The sequence below is a fragment of the Aeromonas sp. Y293-4 genome (assembly GCF_027705905.1).
In the GTDB taxonomy this organism is placed as follows: Bacteria; Pseudomonadota; Gammaproteobacteria; order Enterobacterales; family Aeromonadaceae; genus Aeromonas; species Aeromonas veronii.
The window spans coordinates 343,139-359,989 of the sequence record NZ_JAPDCI010000003.1 but is presented as its reverse complement, the minus strand read 5'-3'; the positions used below and the strand labels follow the sequence as shown (position 1 = coordinate 359,989).

Here is a 16,851-nt window from a genome sequence, read left to right as displayed (position 1 = left end):
TCTGTCATGCAAATCGCCAAAACCGATGCACCCATCATCGAAGTCCAGCACCTCTACAAGGACTTCCCCATCAACTCCAATGCCATCAAGAGTGGCAAGATGCGGGCACTCTCCGACATCACCTTCAACCTGCACCGGGGCCGCGCCCTGGCGGTGGTCGGGGAGTCTGGCTCCGGCAAGAGCACCATCGCCAAGATCATCGCCAAGATGTACAAGCTCAGTGCCGGGCGCATTCTCTATCGCGGCCACGATCTGGAGGAGTTCAACAAGGGCACCGCCCTGCTGGACTATCGCCAGAGCGTGCAGATGGTGTGGCAAGATCCGTTCGGTTCGCTCAACCCGACCCACACCATCTATCACCACATCGCCCGCCCCCTGCTGCTGCACAGCAAGGTGATCGACAAGAAAGAGCTGCCCGACATGGTCTACGCCCTGCTGGAAAAGGTCGGCCTGACCCCCGCCAAGGCAACGGCGGCCAAGTATCCGCACCAGCTCTCCGGCGGCCAGCGCCAGCGGGTCAACATCGCCCGCAATCTGGCGGTGGAGGCGGAAGTGGTGCTGGCGGACGAGCCGACTTCCATGCTCGACGTCTCCATTCGCATCGGCATCCTCAACCTGATGGAGCAGATGAAGAATGAGCTCGGCGTCTCCATGCTCTACATTACCCACGACATCGCCACCGCCCGCTATGTGGCGGAAGATCTGGCGGTGATGTATGTGGGGCACATGGTGGAGTGGGGCGAGGTGGACGAAATCCTGCACCACCCGCAGCACCCCTACACCCAGCTGCTCATCTCGGCGGTGCCCGACCCGGAGAAGAGCATCCACGCCGAGCTGGAGGGTGGCCGCAAGGGGGAGATCCCGCTCTGGACGCCGGAATCCTGCGGTTGCCCCTTTGCAGGGCGCTGCAATCAGGCGATGCCCCGCTGCAAGGAGGCACTGCCCCCCATCACCAAGCTTGCCGACAACCACTTCGTGCGCTGCTACCTCTACGAGTGAGGGTGAGCCTTAGACCGGCCGGACAACCCTGTCCGGCCATGCCTCGATACGGGGCGGCCACAGCCCCGTGATGTGCCTCACCGCCCGGCGGTGAACCACAGGAGTAATACCTTGATGGAACTCTTGATCAATCAGGTGGGCTACGAGTGCGACGGACACAAGGTCGCCCTGTTGCAAACCTCCCCCGCCCCTGATCTCGGCGGCTATGTCAGGCTGCAACGCCTCGACGATGGCCAGATCCTGTTTGAAACCCCGCTGCAACCGGCTGACAGCGTCCCTGGCTGGCAAGGCCGCGCTTACTGGCGTGCCGACTTCTCCGCCTTCAAGGAGCCCGGCCACTATCGGCTGGAGGCGATCACTGCCCAAGGCATAGTCCGCTCCACCCGTTTTGCCATCGGCCAGGATCTGCTGGCCAGCCGCTGTCTCTCTGATGTCATCCACTACTTCAAGGGCCAGCGCGCCAGCGGCACCTTCGATCGGGCCGACCGCAGCGCCCGCCTGTTTGGCACCGACCAGCACAAAGATGTGCACGGCGGCTGGTTCGATGCCAGCGGCGACATGAGCAAGTACCTGAGCCACCTCTCCTACGCCAACTACCTCAACCCCCAGCAGACCCCCATGGTGGTGTGGGCTCTGCTCAAGTGCCGGGAACTGCTGGCCCCGCGCCGCGATATCGACGGGGTGAACCTCTGCAAGCGGCTCAATGACGAGGCGCTGCACGGCGCCGATTTCCTCTGCCGGATGCAGGATGAGTCAGGCTTCTTCTTCATGACCCTGTTCGACAAGTGGAGCAAGGATCCCGCCCAGCGCGAGCTGTGCGCCTATGCCACCCAGCAGGGGCTCAAATCCGCCAACTGGCAGGCGGGTTTTCGCCAAGGGGGCGGCATGGCCATCGCCGCGCTGGCCCGTGCCGCCCGCGAGAGCGTCAGCGGCGACTTCGATGCCAGCCGCTACGCCGAGGCAGCCAAACGCGGCTACCTGCATCTGTGCGAACACAACCTTGCCTACCTCGATGACGGGGTCGAGAACATCATCGACGACTACTGCGCCCTGCTGGCAGCGGTGGAGCTGACCCGCACTTTCGGCGCCGAGTGGCTGAATGAGGCGAGAGCCCGTGCCAGCAAGCTCTGTGCCCGCCAGCGTCCTCATCCTGAGCTGGGTCACTACTGGTCGGCCAACGAGGATGGCTCGCGCCCCTACTATCACGCCGCCGAGGCGGGCCTGCCGGTGCTGGCGCTGCTGGAATATCTGGGCGTAGAGCCGGATCAGGGGCACCAGGCCCGGGTACAAACCGTAGTGGAGCAGGCGCTGGCCGCCGAGCTGGCGCTCTGCGCCCGCGCGGGCAACCCCTTCTCCCTCGCCCGCCAATATGTGAAAGGGGTGGATGAAGCGCCGCGCGTCAGCTTCTTTATGCTCCACAACAACGAATCCGGTTACTGGTGGCAGGGGGAGAATGCCCGCCTCGCCTCTCTGGCGACCATGGCCTTTGCTGGCGCCCGCCACTTCCCCCGCCAGAGCCAGCCGCTGCTCACTTATGGTCAGCACCAGCTCGACTGGATCCTCGGGCAAAACCCCTTCAACGCCTGCATGCTGGCGGGCCACGGCATCAACAACCCCGCCTATACCGCCGGGTATCCCAATGCGCAGGGGGGCATCTGCAACGGCATCACCTCAGGGTTTGATGACGAAAATGAGGTGGCCTTTATTCCGGAGGAGTACAAGGATCGGCTGGATCAGAACTGGCGCTGGGGCGAGCAGTGGATCCCCCACGCCGCCTGGTTTGCCCTGGCTATCAGCTGGCAGAGTGCGCAGAGTGATCGACATGAGCAGGGAGGTCGCCATGATTGAGTTCTGGGTCGGGGTCGACGGCGGGGGCACCCACACCCGCGCCCGCATTCGGGATCGGGCGGGCAAGCTGCTCGGAGAGGGGCGCGCGGCAGGATCCAATCTGGAGCTGGGCATCCCCCATGCCCACGCCAATGTGCTGGCTGCCATCGCCAGCGCCCGCCTTGCCGCCGGGATCGCTATCGAGAGTGAACAGCAGATGGGGGTCGGACTGGCGCTCGCCTCCGCCGAGCTGGCCGACTGCTATCACGCCCTGCTCGAGATGCCCTTCCCCTTTGCCAGCGTCAGACTCACCTCCGATGCCTTCGGTGCCTGCCTCGGCGCCTTTGGCGGCCGTGAGGGGGCCATTCTGATCGCAGGTACCGGCTCGGTGGGGCTGGTCTATCAGGAGGGGCAGATCCGCACCTGCTCCGGCCGCGGCTTCCCCATTTCAGACATAGGTAGCGGCGCCTGGTTGGGGCTGCGCGCCATCCAGCAATCCCTGCTCTGCCACGACGGCATTCTGCCCCCCAGCACCCTCGCCATCCGCTTGATGGACCGCTTCAAGCGGGATCAGGCCGAGGTGGTACGCTGGGCCGCCCGCGCCATTCCGGCGGACTATGGCCACTTTGCCCCCTGGGTGTTCGATGCCGCCAGCGATGGCGACGAGCTCGCCAATCAGCTGCTGGACGAAACCTGCGAACAGCTGCGGATCCTGCTGGAGGGGATGACCCAGCTCGGTGCCAGACAGATCGCCCTGCTGGGGGGGATTGGCACCCGCCTCGCTCCCCGTCTCGGCCAGCTCAACCTGATCCCCCCCCAGGCAGATGCGCTCGATGGCGCCATCCTGTTTGCCCAATCAGAGGATTTTCCATGTCTACACCCCTGATCCACACCCAGGTCGCCCGACGTGACGGCGAGGATGTCTGGTTCACCTTCACCCTCTCCCGCATGCCTGATACCAAGTGGAAGCTGCACTTCTGTCTGGCTCGCCATATCGACCCCGACTCCTTGCAAGGGGGCGAGCTGGAGCGCCAGAGCGGCAGCTACAAAGTGATTGTCCCGAACGCTGGCAGCAGCGAACTGCGCTTTTGCTGCCGCCAGACCCCCATCAAGAAGCTCTCCGACATGCCGCAGGGCTTTTTCCTAAGCTTGCCGGAGGCGACCACGGGTGCCCAGCTGCTGCCGGTGACGCTGGCGGCGCAGGATCTCGGACTGGAGAACCCGCCGGTAACCCGCCCCGACCTGCCGGATGTCGAGCCCCTGCCCGGAATCGTGCCACAACCGGCCCATCTGGTACTGCTGGAGGGGAACTTCCGGCTGGCCGAGCGGGCTCATGTCAGCGCCCCCCGCGATGTACCGAAATTGCTGGCCCACTTCAACGAGCTGACGTCGCTGGCGCTGGAGCAGGATCACGACGCTGAAATCCGGCTAACCGAGGCCAAACTGGCCCCCGAAGCCTACCAACTCACCATCACGCCGCAGGAGGTAGTGATTGCCGCCGCCGACGAACCGGGCTGGCGTCATGGGCTGGTCACGCTGGCCCAGTGGTATCTGCAACATGGCGAGAGCCTGCCCTGCGTCACGCTGGAGGATGCCCCGCGCTTTGGCTTTCGCGGCATTTTTCTCGACTGCGCCCGCCACTTCCACACCCCGGCCACCATCAAGCGCCTGCTCAAGCTGATGAGCCTCTACAAGTTCAACCGCTTCCACTGGCATCTGACCGATGACGAGGGGTGGCGACTCGAGATCAAGGCCTTCCCGGAGCTGACCGACGTGGGAGCCTGGCGCGGCCACGATCTGGCGATCGGCCCCCAGCTCAGCGGCGGCGCCGAACCCTATGGCGGTTACTACACCCAGAGCGAGGTGAAGGAGCTGGTGAGCTATGCCGGTGAGCTCGGCATCACCGTCATTCCCGAGATCGACATCCCGGGCCACTGCCACGCCGCCATCAAGGCGCTGCCCGAGCTGCTGATCGAAACGGCGGATCACTCCCGCTACCGCTCGGTTCAGCATTTCGATGACAACGTGCTCAACCCCGCCCTGCCTGGCACCTACCGCTTTCTGGAGGCAGTGCTGGACGAGGTATGCGAGCTCTTTCCCGGCCCGCAGATCCACATGGGGGGTGACGAGGTGCCGACCGGGGTCTGGACCGACAGCCCCGCCTGCCAGCAGCTGATGACCGAGCAGGGCTACGCCGACTGCCGCGAGCTGCAGGGCCATCTGCTGCGCCACTGCCAGCGCTATCTGGCCGCCAGAGGCAAACAGATGATCGGCTGGGAGGAGATCCTGCATGGCGACAAGGTGAGCCGCAAAGCGGCCATCTGTGCCTGGACCAGCTTTCAGGCGGGGCTGGATGCTGCCGCGGCCGGTTATCCGGTGGTGATGGCGCCCGCCCAGTTCCTCTATCTCGATCTCGCCTGGAGCGCCGATATTCATGAACCCGGCCTCTACTGGGCGGGTACCCTCAATCTGGAGCAGATCTACGCGTGTGACCCTGCCCCAGCCGATTTCCATGCCAACGATAACATCCTCGGGGTGCTGAGCCCCTTGTGGTCAGAATTGATCACCAGCCGTGATCGTCTCGACTACATGTTGTTCCCGCGTATGCTGGCCACGGCCGAGGTGGCCTGGAGCGATCCCGCCCACAAGGGCTGGGAGCACTTCGCCGCCCGCCTGCCGGGTCAGCTGCAGATCCTCGATCAGTTGCAGGTGCGCTACCGGATGCCACAGAGGTAATGTTGTCTCTACTTTGGCGGCCAATCGGCCGCCTTTTTTACAATTAACCAACAAAACATCAACTTCCCCCTACCATTCATCCGCCATTATTGGCAAAATCCAGCCCCCAATGAAGCTGGTCTGCCTCCTGCTGGCGCGAGCCTGCGGCCACCTCCAGATCTGCCACAATAAAAACGACAATATTATCAACAAGAACATCGGAGCGTATTCCTATGGCCCGCAGAGATGTCCATACCCTGGATAGCGAAGTGGAGTTTCCTGCCGACGTACAACTGGTCTCCACCACTGACCTGCGCGGGGTGATCACCTACGCCAACCCGGCCTTTTGCGAAATCGCAGGCTACCCGGTCGATGAACTGGTGGGACACAACCACAATCTGGTACGCCACCCCGACATGCCCAAGGCCGCCTTCGCCGATCTCTGGGCCCGCCTCAAGGAGGGCAAACCCTGGCGCGGTATGGTAAAAAACCGCTGCAAGGATGGCCGTTACTACTGGGTAGATGCCTATGTGACCCCCATCTATGAAGGCAACAGGATCAGCGGCTACCAGTCGGTACGCTGCAAGCCCGAGCCCCAATTCAAACGCATCGCCGCTCAGACCTACCAAGCCCTGCTCAAGGCCGAGCGCGGCAACAGCAGCAACCTTCCCTCTCTTGCCAAAGTACGCACCCCAGCCATTACCCTGCTGCTGCTCGGCCTAATGGGCTGGACCTTCGCCAGCCAAGGGGCCATGACCGTCCTGCTGATGCTGCTGCCCCTGTTGCTGCTTGGCGGAGCCTACTGGCGCGAGCTCTTTGCCCTGCCCCACTATCTGCAGCAACTGGGCCGTGAATATGACAGTCTGACCCGGCTGGTCTACTCCGGTGACAACCCCGGTGCCATTGCCGATTTTCATATCAAGATGCTGCAGGCCCGCATCCGAACCGTGTTGGGGCGGATCAACGATGCCACGGCACCTCTGCAAACCCTGGCCATCAATTTGAAGCAGGCCTCTCATCAGGCCTGTCTCGATATCAACGAGCAAGATGCCCAGACCCAGCAGATGGCTACGGCTATGACTCAAATGGCCAACACAGCTCACGAGATCGCCCGCAACATTCAAGACTCCAACGGTCAGGTCAACGAAGCTCGCAATCGTTGTGAACAAACCAACCAGCAGTTGAACCAGACCGAGCAACAGATCGAACAGCTCGCCAAACAGGCAGAGCTGGCGTTCAACTCGGCGGTAGAGCTCGCCAGCGAATCCGAACGGATTGGCAGTGTCATGGGCGAGATCCAGGGCATCGCCGAGCAGACTAACCTGCTAGCCCTCAACGCCGCCATCGAAGCGGCTCGCGCCGGGGAGCAGGGCCGTGGTTTTGCGGTGGTCGCAGACGAGGTGCGAACTCTATCGACCCGCACCCACAAGGCGACCGAGCAGATCCAGGGCAGCATCAAGCAGATCCAGCACACGCTGGGACGTTGGAAGGGGATGATGCAGGAGAACCTGCAGCAGACCCGCGCATGTGCCGAGATGACCCGCCAGGGCGCCAGCAGCCTCCATACCGTGCTGACAGAGATAGAGCTGGTCACCGAACACTCCACCCAGATCGCCACCGCTGCAGAGCAACAACAAGCTGTAGTGGAGGAGATCAGCCGCAGCATCCACCAGATCTCCGAGTACTCCCACGCCAACAGTCAGAAGATGCTGGATGTCGATCACTCCAGTCAGGCTCTGCTGGAACGGGCCAAGCAACTGAAGGGGCTTAGCCAGACCTTCGGCTGAATCATTGCCAGCCCCATGACAGAAGCGCCACAATGGCGCTTCTGTTGTTTTTGACGAATCGGGTCTATGAGCATTGAATCAAGTCCATCCCCATTGAACAAAGCTGCCCGTATCGAAGCGATCATCGCCCTGATCCCGGCAGGCCGGGTGGTCAGCTATGGTCAGGTGGCCGATCTGGCCGGGTTGCCCGGACGGGCAAGACTGGTGGGCAAGGTGCTGCGGGAAACCGACAAGGTACTGCCGTGGCATCGGGTGCTGAGCGCGGCGGGCACCATCTCGTTACCGAAAGGATCGCCAAGCTTTGCCGAACAGACGGGACGCCTGCAGCAAGAAGGGGTCGTGGTGATCGGTGGGCGGGTCAGAATGAAGCAGTGGCAATGGCAGCCCGATCTGGCCGAGCTGCTTTTTCTACTGCCGTTTTGAGGGGGTCACAGCCGGATCACTCCAGCGGCGCCAGGATCTCGTCGCTGCGCACCTGCACCGGTATGGTCTCATCCGCGCGCTGCAGCAGCACCAGCAGGCTCTGCCGGTCAACCTCCAGCACATAGGCCACCCCTTCCCGGGTCATACAGCTCATGCCCGGCCGGATCTCGTTAATCTCCATCTCAACCTCCTTGTCTACTCCGCGATTGATGACAGCTGCACTCCTTGCAGCTGTCTCAGTATACCGCTATCCATAAGCAAAGAGGCCCCTTGTCGGGGCCTCTTTTCATCAGGCTTTTTTAGCCTTTGGCAAACTCTCTTGCCAGGTACCGTTGTCGTAGTGAGCGGTCCAACCGGTCGCCTTGCCGTTGACCTCGCTCATCACGTACTGCTCCTTGGTCTTGCGACTGAAGCGTACGATGGCGGGGTTGCCGTCCGGATCGGTGAGCGGGGCTCCCGCCAGATACTTGTGTTTGGCAGAGATGCGATCCTTGAAGCGCTTGAGCTCTTCCACCAGCGGCGCGCGGGTCTCGCGGGATTTGGGGAAGTTGCTGGCCGCCAGGAACAAACCGGCAGCACCGTCACGCAGTACAAAGTGGGCATCGGACTGGGTGCACTTGAGCTCTGGCAGCGGCACCGGATCCTCCTTCGGTGGCGCGATGTCGCCGTTTTTCAGGATCTTGCGGGTGTTCTTGCAGGTCTCGTTGGTGCACCCCATGTACTTGCCGAAACGGCCGTTCTTGAGCTGCATCTCGGCTCCGCAACGGTCGCACTCGATGCTCGGCCCTTCGTAGCCCTTGAGCTTGAACTGGCCCTTCTCGATTTCGTAGCCATCGCAGTCCGGGTTGCGGCCACAGACGTGCAGCTTGCGGCTGTCATCGATGATGTAGGCATCCATTGCTGTACCACAGACACCGCAGCGGTGCTTGGCGCGCAGCGCTTCGGTTTCCGCCTCTTCGCCGTCAGTGGCGGAGACAAACTCATCGGCAGAGACCAGGTTGATGGTCTTCTTGCAGCGCTCTTTCGGCGGCAAGGCATAGCCGGAGCAGCCAAGGAACACACCGGTTGTGGCGGTACGAATCCCCATCTTGCGGCCGCAATCCGGGCAGTCGATGTCAGTCATCACCATCTGGTTGGCACGCATGCCGCCCTCTTCGGGCGCCTTGTCAGCCTTCTCCAGCTCCTGGGTAAACTCGGCGTAGAAGGCGTCCAGCACCTTCTTCCACTCCAGGCTCCCTTCGGCGATGCCATCGAGCTTGTCTTCCATCTTGGCGGTGAACTCGTAGTTCATCAGCTCGACGAAGTTCTCCACCAAACGATCGGTGACGATCTCGCCCATCTTCTCGGCGAAGAAACGGCGGCTCTCGACCCGCACATAACCGCGATCAACGATGGTGGAGATGATGGAGGCGTAGGTTGACGGACGGCCGATGCCGCGTTTTTCCAGCTCGCGCACCAGCGCAGCTTCGGTGAAACGGGCAGGCGGCTTGGTGAAGTGCTGGCGCGGATCCAGCTTGACCAGTTTCAGCACCTCGCCAACGCTCACCGCCGGCAGCTGGCTATCTTCGCCCTTGCGACCCATCGGCGGCAGTGCCTTGGTCCAACCGGCGAAACGCAGGGTACGGCCACGGGCCTTGAGCTCGAACTCACCTGCCTTGACGGTCAGGGTGGAGGAGTCGTATTGAGCCGGGGTCATCTGGCAGGCAACAAACTGACGCCAGATGAGATCGTACAGACGCATGGCATCCGGCTCCATCCCTTCCAGCATCTCGGCAGTCACCTGTACGTTGGAGGGACGGATCGCTTCGTGCGCCTCCTGGGCATTGGCCTTGGCGCCATACAAATTCGGCTCGGCTGGCAGATAGGCAGCGCCATACTGCTCGCCGATATATTCACGCACCGCCTCAACCGCCTCTTTGCTGAGGTTGGTGGAGTCGGTACGCATATAGGTGATGTAACCCGCTTCATAGAGACGCTGGGCCATCATCATGGTCTTCTTGACCCCGAAGCTCAGACGGGTAGAGGCCGCCTGCTGCAGGGTGGAGGTGATAAACGGCGCGGACGGTTTGGAGCCGGTCGGCTTGTCTTCCCGGTTCACCACCTTGTAGTCGACCCCTTCCAGGGCCGCCACGGCGGCAAAGGTCTCGGCCTGGGTCACCGGCTTGAAGTCGGCACCATTGCGGCTGACCACTTCCATCCGCAGATCGCTCTTGTCGGCGGTCAGCAGGTCGGCATTGAGATCCCAGAACTCGACCGGAACGAACGCCTTGATTTCGCGCTCTTTATCGACGATGAGACGCACCGCAACGGACTGCACTCGACCGGCGGAGAGACCACGGGCCAGCTTTTTCCACAGCAGCGGGGAGACCATGTAACCCACCACGCGGTCGAGGAAACGACGGGCCTGCTGGGCATTGACGCGGTCAATATTGAGTTCGGACGGCTGGGCAAACGCTTCCTTGATGGCGCTCTTGGTGATCTCGTTGAACACCACGCGCTTGTAGCGGCTGTCGTCGCCACCGATGATCTCGCGCAGGTGCCAGGCGATCGCCTCTCCTTCTCTATCCAAGTCGGTTGCGAGATAGATGGTGTCGGCTTTCTCGGCCAGACTTTGCAACTCGCTGACCACCTTCTCCTTGCCGGGCAAAATCTGGTAGTTGGCCTGCCAGCCAGCGGTCGGATTGATACCCATCCGGGCAAACAGGGCCTTGCGATCCTTGGCAGCCTTCTCGGATTCGCTCAACTTGATGCCGCGAATGACAGGTTTCTTGGGCTCGGTGCTGGCGCTGCCGCTGGTGGGCAGATCGCGAACATGACCCACGCTGGATTTCACCACGTAGTCCTTGCCCAGATATTTGTTGATCGTCTTGGCCTTGGCCGGAGACTCCACTATGACCAGTGATTTGCCCATGCTGTAACTATTATCCTCATTGCACCCGACGGGGTTGGTGTGCGGTTTTGTGGGGCTGTATAAGAGATTTGGCGCGAAAAAGCAATCTTGTGAGCAAATTTGCCTGACCAGCCCGAACCACACGGCTTCTTTTATTGCTTCTTTATTTATTAATGCGAAGGCAACAGGCCGGACGCAACCGCTTTTTCAATTTTCTGCCATACCGCCCCTCTTTTTATATCTGAAACGACATAAAAACGTCTGCTGGTTACCGGCTTGTTACAAAAACATAAAATCTCTTTATAATGGCCCAACCCCGACGCATTGCGCGCGGAAGGAACCGCTACCCATCATAAAAATCGAAAGGATGTACTCAATGAAGCACTTCGAGGTCAATTTCGACGGTCTGGTCGGCCCGACTCATAACTATGCCGGCCTCTCCTACGGCAACGTTGCCTCCCAGAGCAATGCCCAGGAGGCTTCCAATCCGAAAGAGGCCGCCAAGCAGGGGCTGCGCAAGATGAAGGCGCTGACAGAGCTTGGCATGACCCAAGGGGTACTGGCGCCACAAGAGCGTCCCGACCTCGCCACCCTGCGCCGCCTCGGCTTCACCGGCAACGATGCCCGGGTGCTGGAACAGGCCGCCAAACAGGCTCCCGCCGTACTGGCTGCCTGCTATTCGGCCTCCAGCATGTGGACAGCCAACGCCGCCACCGTCTCTCCCAGTGCCGATACCCAGGATGGCCGCATTCACTTCACCCCCGCCAACCTGACCAACAAGTTTCACCGCTCCCTGGAGCCTGACGTCACTGGTCGCATCCTGCGCGCCGTGTTCAACAATGATCGCCACTTCAGCCACCACCTCCATCTGCCGGAAAATGACCACTTCGGCGACGAGGGGGCAGCCAACCACACCCGCCTCTGCCGCGCCTATGGCGAGGCGGGGGTCGAGCTGTTTGTCTATGGCCGCAGCGCCTTTGACTACTCCCGCCCGGCGCCGAAGCGCTATCCGGCCCGCCAGACTCTGGAGGCAAGCCAAGCCATCGCCCGCCTGCATGGCCTTGGCGAGGAGAGCGTGGTGTTTATTCAGCAAAACCCGGAGGTGATCGATCAGGGGGTGTTCCATAACGACGTAATCGCGGTGGGCAACCAGAACGTGCTCTTCTTCCACCAACAAGCGTTCCTCAACACCGAAGCGGTGCTGACCGAAATCCGCGGCAAGTTTGGCGAAGGAGATTTGCACTTTATCGAAGTTCCGACCGCCGAGGTATCCGTGCTGGATGCGGTGAAATCCTACCTGTTCAACACCCAGATCCTCACCCTGCCGAGCGGTGAGATGGCCATCATCGCCCCCACCGAGTGCCGCGACAATCCGGCGGTGTCGGCCTATCTCGGCAAACTGCTGACGCAGGGCACCCCGATCAAGGCGGTCCACTATATGGATGTGAAACAGAGCATGCGCAATGGAGGCGGCCCGGCCTGCCTGCGACTGCGGGTTGCCATGAACGATCAGGAACTCGCAGCGGTCAATCCGGCCTGCCTCATCAACGACAGCCAGTTTGCCCGCCTCGATGGCTGGGTAGATCGCCACTACCGTGACAGCCTGACCCTCGATGACCTGCGGGATCCGGCACTGGCGCAGGAGTCCCGCAGCGCACTGGACGAACTTACCCAGATCCTGAAACTGGGTTCGGTCTACCCGTTCCAGCGCTAGATGTGATGCCCGGGAAGACCGCCGACACTGGCGGTCTTCTGCTATCTGCCTGTCTTCAGCGCGCTCACCAGCTTGCACGGATGCTGTTTTGTGCAGAAAAGCAGCGCACAACTTGCTGATAAGCTTGAATTTTGAGCTGGATGTATCAAAAAATCGACGAACAGTCATTTTTTACTGCCAGATGCCTCATCAAGGGGTTCACAAAGCCTCTGGATCTGATAGTATGCGCCTCGCACTTGGGGAGGGGTTCCCGAGCGGCCAAAGGGATCAGACTGTAAATCTGACGGCTCTGCCTTCGAAGGTTCGAATCCTTCTCCCTCCACCATTTCAAGTGCGACAAGTTGAAAGCAATACCCCGTGGAGGGGTTCCCGAGCGGCCAAAGGGATCAGACTGTAAATCTGACGGCTCTGCCTTCGAAGGTTCGAATCCTTCTCCCTCCACCATTTCAAGTGCGACAAGTTGAAAGCAATACCCCGTGGAGGGGTTCCCGAGCGGCCAAAGGGATCAGACTGTAAATCTGACGGCTCTGCCTTCGAAGGTTCGAATCCTTCTCCCTCCACCATCATTCAAGAAAACCCGGCCTCGCGCCGGGTTTTCGCTTTCTGCTATCCCCCTCACACTTTTTCGGCATTGTCAGATCTGACAGTTGCAATTGCATCCCATCTTGCTCATCGTGGCATCATCGACATTAGAGTGTTCACATCATGTTTGAAGTCTGGGACGAGCATGGTCACGCCACCGGTCTGACACTGCAGGCGCTCAAAGTCAGAATCAGCAACGACTATCAGGGCGATCTGATGGTGCGCTACAGCAACAAGCTGGGACTCCCCACGACCCTCTTTCTGACCATTCATCAGGGCGTTGCCTATCAACGCTTCAAAGCGGGCTCGCCAAAACTGGATTGGGAGTGGCTGGCCAGCGCAGGCAATGGCCACAGCCCCCGCAATTTTATGAGCGAACAGTTTCCCTTACTCCAGCTCTCCTTGGATAACTGAATGCCCCTCTCTTTCGCTCAATAACGTCAATTCATCGATGATTTGCTGTAATTGGGCACGAAAGCGTGTCAGCTCATCTGTACAAGCTGGCGATCCAAACTGACGGATTTTTTCTTCCAATCGCCATGCCTGTTCCGCCAATTCCGGCGCCATCATCATGCTGATGGTCCCCGCCTGACGATGCACCCAATTGGCCAATGCATTGTCATCAAGTGGCTCCTGCACCATCGACTGTTCAAGCTCCTGGCGAAAAAGCGGAAACATCTGCTGCAACTTGTCACCATAACCAAAAAATGCCTCCATGGCCGCAATATCAATCAAGGTTGGCGCGGGTAAGATTCGCCACTTCTGCAACATCTGGCGCAGAGTATCCAGCAGCACCGGTTTGCCCAACAGATCGTCCATGCCCGCGGCAAAACAGCGCTGAGCCTGCTCTGGTAACACATTGGCCGTCATGGCGATGATCAGCTGCCGCTCGCCTTTCTCTGCAGCCCGTATCCTGCGGGTGAACTCATAACCATCCATCACCGGCATCTGACAGTCACAGAGCACCAGCTCATAGGCATGCTGCGCGACCATCTCGAGAGCCTGCTGGCCATGCTCTGCCACATCGCAGTTCATCCCAAGTTGCCTGAGCTGGCGTATTACCAGCGACTGGTTGAGGGGATTATCCTCCACCAGCAATACCCGACAGGGCTGCATGGATGCGCTCTTTCGCATCCCTTTCGTTGCCGTCCCATCGCTCAAGCCAAGCTGGTGATAGCAAACTTCCCGCACCGAATGCCAGGTCATGGGATTGCTGTTGAGGGTGCAACCCTCCTCATCACAACGATAACCGAGGGGGGTTGCCAGCGGCAGCACCCGGATGACCCTGTTGCCCGCCAACTCATGGTCTGTGAAACGCAACTGAGCATCACCAGACTCCGACGTTCGTGTTACCCCCAAGGCATCAAGTTGCAACAACAGGGTGTGGCACAACTTCTCGTCATGGAGATCGATGTGGGCTTGCACGCCATTGAGACGAGGATCCGGCTCTCGCTGTGCCAGCACTGGCAACGTGACCGTCAGGCTGATGAAAGTGCCCAGCCCAGGGGCACTCTCCAGCCGGATCTCGCCACCCATCAAGGTGGCCAGAGTCTGGCAAATACTCAGGCCCAAGCCGGTACCACCATAACTGCGGGTGGTGGATCTCTCAGCCTGTTCAAAGGCATTGAAGATCCGGCCAAGCGCCTCCGGGCTCATACCGATGCCGCTATCGCGCACACCGAAGCACAATTGCTGTTGCCCCTCCCCCTGCGACAGCAGTTGCACCGAGATCTCGATAAAGCCCCGCTCGGTAAATTTGATGGCATTGCTGACAAAGTTGAAGAGGATCTGGCGCAGACGCAGCGCATCACCACTAACCCGAGCCGCCACACCGGCATCCGCCCAGAGATAGACGCGCAACCCCTTGTGATGCACCTCGCTCACCGTCATGGTCAGCACGCTGTCGATCAATTCACGGACAAGAAACGGCGCTTCTTCGAGTTGCATCTTGCCCGCCTCCAGCTTGGCGAAGTCGAGCACGTTGTCGATCAGCGCATGCAACCCCTGGGCACCGCGGTTGATAACCTCCACCATCTGGCGCTGATCCTGGGTCAGCTCGGTAAAAGTGAGCTGTTCCGCCATACCGACAATGCCATTCATGGGCGTGCGAATCTCGTGGCTCATGGTGGCCAGAAACTCCCCTTTCTGGGTGGCGGCAGACTCCGCTTTGGCCTTGGCTCTGGCCAGTGCGGCCTCAATCAGATGCCGACGGGCTATCTCCTGACGCAGCCGCCAGTAAGCTACCGACAGCACCAGGATAAAGAACATGATCGCCACTCCGGTAGGCAACAGGGTACGCACCAATTTTGCTCTGGGGATCCCCTCGCTATAGTTCAGCGCCAGCCAACTGTTGCGGATCTGTCGCTTCTCCTTATCGCTCATGCTGGCAAGCACCCGGTTGACCAGGGGCAGCAAGGGGATGTAAGGCTCACGTACCGCAACGGCCAACTCATCCTTGAAGGGGGTGGGTGCGGCAATATGAAGTCGGTCATCAAACTGTTCGGTGATAATACGGGAAACCACCACCAGATTGCCGATATAGGCATCTCCCTGACCTGCTGCAACCTGGGCGAGCCCCTCGCTGGCACTCTTGGTCGTGATCAGTTTAAGGTCAGGCACCATTGCCCTCAGCTGGGGGATCAGCATGCTGTCGGTCAGCAACAGCTTTTTACCAGCCAGATCAGAGAGATCCCCGATCGGAATACTACCGCGCGCCGTCACCAGCACCATCGGGAATGATGCGAAGGGTTCGCTGGCATGCCAACCCACCAGCCGCTCGATAATGCGAGCGGGTAATACCGCCAGGTCGACTTCGTGATGCAGCAGTTGCTGTTGCAGGTCAGGCCAATCCTTTACCGATATTCGGCTGTAAGCCAACCCCAACTTCTCTTGCAACACCTTCAGATAATCCGCTATCAAGCCGACCGAATTGCCCTCCTCATCGAGATGAGAGAAGGGCACCCAGCCGGGGATCAGCCCCAGCTTGAGCGGTGGCAGCATCGAGAGCCAGCCACGCTCATCAGGACGCAGTAAAAAATGACTGTGCCCCATAAAGTTGGGCTCCAGGCTCTCCCCCAACCAGCGTTTCTCCAGTTCACTGCGCGCCTCGACCGTTAGCGACTGAATGGCAGTATCAAGCCGGATGGCAAGAGTGTGTTTCTGGCTGGCGACGCCAAGATGCAGGGTTTCCATCAATAAGGGAGACTGGGCAACCACCGCCAACGCCGGGTGACGCTCGATAAACAGATTGGCCACATGAAGGTTGCCGATGTAGGCATCTGCCCGACCTTGCTCAACCGCCTGCAATGCACGGTGTGTATCGACAAAGAGTCGCGGTGTGACATTGGGATAGTGCAGCTTGACCAGCTTCTCGGTCAGAAAGCCTTTTTCGATAGCAATGCTGGCGGACTGCAACCGGCTCACATCCCGAAACAGGGGGCTGTCCTGGCGAACCACCACCACGGTCGGCGAAGTGTAGTAAGGTAGGCTATAGGTGACACACTGACGCACCTCACAATTAAATGCATCGAGCAGGATATCCAGCTTGCCACGGCAGGCATCGGCATACATGGTTTTCCAGTCAGGGTAGACCTGCCAGGCGATCCGGTAGTCCAGCTTCTTGGCCAATTGCTCCATCAATTCAACACTGAAGCCAGCGGCGACCTTGCCGTCCCACTGCTGGAATGGTCCCCATCCGCCAGCCAATATGCCCACTTCAATCGTTGGCACAGAATGTACCTCCGCCGAAAATACGGAAGGCGTCAAGGAAAAAACAGCGACAATAATTATGAATCGTTTGATTAATGACATAAGCGAACAATATATAGACATAACGATTCACATATATTTATAAAAAGTTATATGCACCTGAAAAAATGGGGTGCGCACGGTAGTATAGAAATGTTAGCTTTGGT

11 protein-coding genes and 3 tRNA genes are annotated in these 16,851 nt (G+C 60.0%); 11 read left to right on the top strand and 3 right to left on the bottom strand.

Annotated features, from left to right (window positions below; genetic code table 11):
- Positions 1 to 6 precede the first annotated feature (6 nt).
- The 6 genes from OKC31_RS05600 (at position 7) to OKC31_RS05575 (ending at position 7,751) form a co-directional block, all read left to right on the top strand.
- On the top strand, positions 7 to 999 hold the full coding sequence (locus OKC31_RS05600; RefSeq protein ID WP_005353824.1) for an ABC transporter ATP-binding protein: 993 nt from the start codon (positions 7 to 9) through the stop codon (positions 997 to 999).
- A 114-nt stretch (positions 1,000 to 1,113) separates the two neighbouring features.
- On the top strand, positions 1,114 to 2,847 hold the full coding sequence (locus OKC31_RS05595; protein WP_270656459.1) for a glycoside hydrolase family 9 protein: 1,734 nt from the start codon (positions 1,114 to 1,116) through the stop codon (positions 2,845 to 2,847).
- Entirely contained in the window at positions 2,840 to 3,712 is an 873-nt protein-coding gene (locus OKC31_RS05590) for a BadF/BadG/BcrA/BcrD ATPase family protein (protein WP_005347722.1), read from the top strand. Before OKC31_RS05595 ends, OKC31_RS05590 begins: the two co-directional genes overlap by 8 nt.
- The gene (locus OKC31_RS05585; RefSeq protein WP_270656458.1) at positions 3,697 to 5,562 is read left to right on the top strand and encodes a beta-N-acetylhexosaminidase; all 1,866 of its coding nucleotides are present in this window, start codon (positions 3,697 to 3,699) and stop codon (positions 5,560 to 5,562) included. The genes OKC31_RS05590 and OKC31_RS05585 overlap by 16 nt, the downstream gene beginning before the upstream one ends.
- A 212-nt stretch (positions 5,563 to 5,774) precedes the next feature.
- Positions 5,775 to 7,328, top strand: coding sequence for a methyl-accepting chemotaxis protein (locus OKC31_RS05580; protein WP_157162149.1), 1,554 nt, complete (start codon positions 5,775 to 5,777; stop codon positions 7,326 to 7,328).
- Between the two features lie 66 nt (positions 7,329 to 7,394).
- Positions 7,395 to 7,751: an MGMT family protein gene (locus OKC31_RS05575; RefSeq protein WP_157162148.1), complete on the top strand. Its 357-nt coding sequence runs from the start codon at positions 7,395 to 7,397 to the stop codon at positions 7,749 to 7,751.
- A gap of 16 nt (positions 7,752 to 7,767) precedes the next feature.
- Here OKC31_RS05575 and OKC31_RS05570 read toward each other — a convergent pair whose 3' ends face one another.
- Both OKC31_RS05570 and topA read right to left on the bottom strand, forming a co-directional pair.
- The gene (locus tag OKC31_RS05570) at positions 7,768 to 7,932 is read right to left on the bottom strand and encodes a hypothetical protein (protein ID WP_201989940.1); all 165 of its coding nucleotides are present in this window, start codon (positions 7,930 to 7,932) and stop codon (positions 7,768 to 7,770) included.
- Between the two features lie 108 nt (positions 7,933 to 8,040).
- Positions 8,041 to 10,662, bottom strand: coding sequence for a type I DNA topoisomerase (topA, locus tag OKC31_RS05565; RefSeq protein WP_157162147.1), 2,622 nt, complete (start codon positions 10,660 to 10,662; stop codon positions 8,041 to 8,043).
- 355 nt (positions 10,663 to 11,017) lie between these two features.
- On the opposite strand from topA, the gene astB reads away from it, so the two are divergent.
- The 5 genes from astB (at position 11,018) to OKC31_RS05540 (ending at position 13,351) form a co-directional block, all read left to right on the top strand.
- Positions 11,018 to 12,355, top strand: a complete 1,338-nt coding sequence (gene astB / locus OKC31_RS05560) for an N-succinylarginine dihydrolase (RefSeq protein ID WP_157162146.1) — start codon at positions 11,018 to 11,020, stop codon at positions 12,353 to 12,355.
- A 240-nt stretch (positions 12,356 to 12,595) separates the two neighbouring features.
- Positions 12,596 to 12,680: transfer RNA gene (locus tag OKC31_RS05555), tRNA-Tyr, on the top strand.
- 34 nt (positions 12,681 to 12,714) lie between these two features.
- Positions 12,715 to 12,799: transfer RNA gene (locus OKC31_RS05550), tRNA-Tyr, on the top strand.
- A 34-nt stretch (positions 12,800 to 12,833) separates the two neighbouring features.
- Positions 12,834 to 12,918 (top strand) — tRNA-Tyr (locus OKC31_RS05545).
- A gap of 142 nt (positions 12,919 to 13,060) precedes the next feature.
- Positions 13,061 to 13,351 carry a hypothetical protein gene (locus OKC31_RS05540; RefSeq protein ID WP_005353834.1) on the top strand — a complete coding sequence of 97 codons (291 nt, stop codon included), beginning with the start codon at positions 13,061 to 13,063 and terminating at the stop codon, positions 13,349 to 13,351.
- Here OKC31_RS05540 and OKC31_RS05535 read toward each other — a convergent pair.
- Complete coding sequence (locus OKC31_RS05535; protein ID WP_270656456.1) at positions 13,325 to 16,768, bottom strand: ATP-binding protein; 3,444 nt, start codon at positions 16,766 to 16,768, stop codon at positions 13,325 to 13,327. The two genes, OKC31_RS05540 and OKC31_RS05535, sit on opposite strands and share 27 nt — an antisense overlap.
- Positions 16,769 to 16,851: the final 83 nt, after the last annotated feature.